This is a genomic window from Frankia sp. CcWB3, assembly GCF_977927595.1.
Genome location: NZ_CDWRCK010000331.1, coordinates 1 through 3703, shown reverse-complemented (window position 1 = coordinate 3703; position 3703 = coordinate 1). Strand labels below are relative to the sequence as shown.

The following is a 3703-nucleotide window of genomic DNA, read 5'->3' as shown; positions in this document are numbered from 1 at the left end:
GTCTGGAGGGGGCCGGCCGGCCTGGAGGGGTCGGGGGTTCAGGCGGCGAGCCCGTGCCGCGCGTCCGCTGCCTGACAGCTGACGACCAGTTCGCCGTCGTGGGCGTCGACGCGCACCGTTCCGCCTTCGGTGACCTCGCCGCGGAGCAGCGCGCGGCCGATGCGGGTTTCGACGTCGTGGGAGATGTAACGGCGCAGCGGCCGGGCGCCGTAGACCGGGTCATATCCCGCCCGGACGATCAGACGCCGGCCGGCGTCGGTCAGCTCGAGGGTGATCCGCCGCTCGGCCAGGCGTCCGCGCAGGTCAGAGAACTGGAGATCGACGATCCGCTCGAGCTGGGGTAGGCCCAGCGGCCGGAACAGGATGATGTCGTCGATCCGATTGAGGAACTCCGGGCGGAAGTGCCCGCGCAGGTCGGCCATCACCCGGGCCTGCGCGTCGGGTCTGATTTGCCCGTCAGAGTCGACGCCGTCGAGCAGGTAGGGGGAGCCGATGTTGGAGGTCATGATGATGACGGTGTTGCGGAAGTCAACCCGGTGTCCCTGGGCGTCGGTGACGCGGCCGTCATCGAGGATCTGCAGCAGGACGTTGAACACGTCGGTGTGTGCCTTCTCGATCTCGTCGAAGAGCACCACCGCGTAGGGCTTGCGTCGGACCGCCTCGGTGAGCTGGCCGCCCTCCTCGTAGCCGACGTAGCCGGGGGGAGCGCCGACGAGCCGGCTGACCGTGTGCCGTTCCTGGTACTCGCTCATGTCGAGGCGGGTCATGTTCTCCTCGGTGTCGAACAGGGCGGCGGCCAAGGCCCTGGCCAGCTCGGTCTTGCCGACGCCGGTGGGTCCGAGGAAGATGAACGAGCCGATGGGCCGGCGGGGGTCGCGGATGCCGGAGCGGGCCCGGATGATCGCGTCGGTGACCAGCGTGACGGCCTCATCCTGGCCGACGACCCGCTGGCGCAGGGTGTCGTCGAGGCACAGCAGCTTCTCGCGTTCGGTCTCGCGCAGCCGGGAGACCGGGATGCCGGTCCAGGCCGCGACGATCTCGGCGATCTCCTCGTCGGTGACGACCTCGCGCAGCAGCCGCTGCTCGCCCTGTTTGGCGGCGAGCCGGTCCTCCTCGGCCGCGAGTCGCCGTCCCAGCTCACCCAACCGGCCGTAGCGCAGCTCGGCGGCCCGGTTCAGGTCGTAGGCTTCCTCGGCTTCCTCGGCTTCGCGGCGCACCCGTTCGAGCTCCTCGCGTAGCTGCTGAACCCGCCGGATCGCCTGGCGTTCGGCATCCCACTGGGCGCGCTTGGCATCGGCCTCGGCGCGCAGGTCGGTGAGCTCCCGGCGCAGCTCGGCCAGCCGGGTCTCGCTGGCCGGGTCGGTCTCCTTGGCCAGGGCGGCTTCCTCGATTTCCAGGCGGGTGACCCGCCGGGTGATCTCGTCGAGCTCGGCGGGCATCGAGTCGATCTCGGTGCGTAGCCGGGCGCAGGCCTCGTCGACCAGGTCGATCGCCTTGTCCGGCAGGAATCGGTCGGTGATGTAACGGTAGCTCATCGTGGCAGCGGCGACCAGTGCGCCATCCTGGATCTTTACTCCGTGGTAGATCTCGAAGCGTTCCCGCAGCCCGCGCAGGATCGAGATGGTGTCCTCGACGGTGGGCTCGTCGACCATGACCGGCTGGAAGCGGCGTTCCAGTGCGGCGTCGGACTCCACGCGCTTGCGGTACTCGTCCAGCGTCGTTGCGCCGATCATGTGCAGCTCGCCGCGGGCGAGCATCGGCTTGAGCATGTTGCCGGCGTCTATGGCGCCTTCGGCCGCGCCGGCTCCCACCACGGTGTGCAGCTCGTCGACGAAGAGCAGAATGCGGCCCTGGGCGGCCTTGATCTCGGCCAGCACGGCCTTGAGCCGCTCCTCGAACTCGCCGCGGTACTTGGCGCCCGCGACCAGGGATCCCAGGTCCAACGCGAAGATCGTCTTGCCGCGTAGTCCTTCCGGGACGTCGCGGTGGACGATGCGCTGCGCCAGGCCCTCCACGATCGCGGTCTTGCCGACGCCCGGATCGCCGAGCAGCACCGGGTTGTTCTTCGTCTTGCGGCTGAGGATCTGGATGACGCGGCGGATCTCGGCGTCGCGGCCGATGACCGGTTCCAGCGTGCCGTCGCGGGCCTGGACAACCAGGTCGCGGCCGTACTTCTCCAGCGCCTCGTAGGTGGCTTCCGGCGTCGCGGAGGTGACCCGCTGATGGCCGCGTACCTGGGTGAGCGCGGCGAGGAACGACTCCCGGGTGATCCCATGCTCCGCCAGCCGCCTCCCGGCCTCGGTGGCCGACCCCTCCTCGGCTAGCGCGAGGAGAAGGTGTTCCACCGAGACGTAGTCGTCCCTGAGCCGCCCGGCCTCGCGCTCGGCCGCATCCAGCAGCCGGGACAGCCGCTGGGTGAGGAACACCCGCCCGGGGGCGGCGCCCGGCCCGCTGACCTTCGGCCGCCGGGCCAGGTCGGCTTCGACGGCGGCGGCCAGCGCGGCGGAGTCGGTGCCGGTCTGCCCGATCAACCGGGGGATCAGCCCGTCCGGGGCCTGCAGCAGGGCGAGGAGCAGATGCTCGCCGTCGACCTCGGTGTGCCCGAGCGCGGTCGCCCTGGCCTGCGCCGCGGCCAAGGCCTTCTGGGACTTCTGAGTCAGCCGGTTCATGTCCACGGCGGTGTGCTCCTTGCGGCTGTCGGAGATCGAGCGGCCTGGTCACCGCGCAGCGCGGCTTCCAGCAGGTCGATGCGGTCGAGCAGGTCGAGGACGAGACCGATCGCGGCGTAGTTCAGGCACAGGCCGGCCCGCAGCCGTTGGATCCTCGCGATCGTCGCCGGGGTGTCCGGGGCGAACCACAGCGTCCCGGTGGCGTCGCGGGAGGCCTCCAGCAGGCCGAGCGCCACGAACCGGCGGACCAGGTCGGGATGCAGCCCGCCGCGGCTGGCGACCGTCTCCACGGTCAGCTTCCGGGCTGGTGCCAGCGGGTAACGCGGCCGGGTGATCGGCGACGGCGCCGTCCGCTGCTGCGACGGGGATGGGATGGTCATCGCCAGGATCCCTTGCTCGGATCGGACTTTCTGGGGTTGGAGTTTCTCGGGTCGGAGTTTCTCGGGTCGAAGGTCGAGGTGGCCGCCAGTTCTCCGAACAGCGCCCGCTCCCGGTCGGTCAGCGTCGGCGGCACTGCCACGCTGACCTCGGCGTAGAGGTCGCCCGGCCGTCCCGACGGATTCGGCAGGCCCTCGCCACGCAGCCGCAGCCGGCGGCCACTCGACGAACCCGCCGGGACGTGGACCTTGACCTCGCCGCCGGGAGTGCTGGTCGAGACCGTCGCGCCCAGCGCCGCCTCCCACGGGGTGACCGGTAGCTTCAGCTGGATATCGCGGCCGCCCACCCGATAGCGGGGGTGCAGTGCGATCCGTACCCGCAGGTAGAGGTCGCCGGGCGGGGCGTCACCGCTGCCACGGCCGCCCTGCCCGGCCAGCCGGATCCGCTGACCGGCCACCACCCCCGCGGGGATGCTGACCTGGTAAGAACGCGGCCCGTCCGAGCCGGTCAGCGTGACCCGGCGGCGACCACCCCGGTACGCCTCCTCGACCGTCAGGCTGAGCTCGGCTTCCTGGTCGGCGCCCGGGATCGGCCCGGCCGCGCCACGGGCCCCGAAAAGGGTTCCGAACAGATCCTCGAATCCGGCTGTGCCGAAA

General features: G+C 71.1%; 3 protein-coding genes. All 3 read right to left on the bottom strand.

Annotated elements, in window-relative coordinates; translation table 11 throughout:
* Positions 1 to 38 precede the first annotated feature (38 nt).
* Positions 39 to 2675 carry an ATP-dependent chaperone ClpB gene (gene clpB, locus ACY5KJ_RS18555; RefSeq protein WP_462203962.1) on the bottom strand — a complete coding sequence of 879 codons (2637 nt, stop codon included), beginning with the start codon at positions 2673 to 2675 and terminating at the stop codon, positions 39 to 41.
* Positions 2666 to 3049 carry a chaperone modulator CbpM gene (locus ACY5KJ_RS18550; RefSeq protein WP_462189091.1) on the bottom strand — a complete coding sequence of 128 codons (384 nt, stop codon included), beginning with the start codon at positions 3047 to 3049 and terminating at the stop codon, positions 2666 to 2668. Before ACY5KJ_RS18550 ends, clpB begins: the two co-directional genes overlap by 10 nt.
* Positions 3046 to 3703: DnaJ C-terminal domain-containing protein (locus ACY5KJ_RS18545; RefSeq protein ID WP_462203961.1), on the bottom strand; the 658-nt coding region annotated here is incomplete at its 5' end. The genes ACY5KJ_RS18545 and ACY5KJ_RS18550, both read right to left, overlap by 4 nt.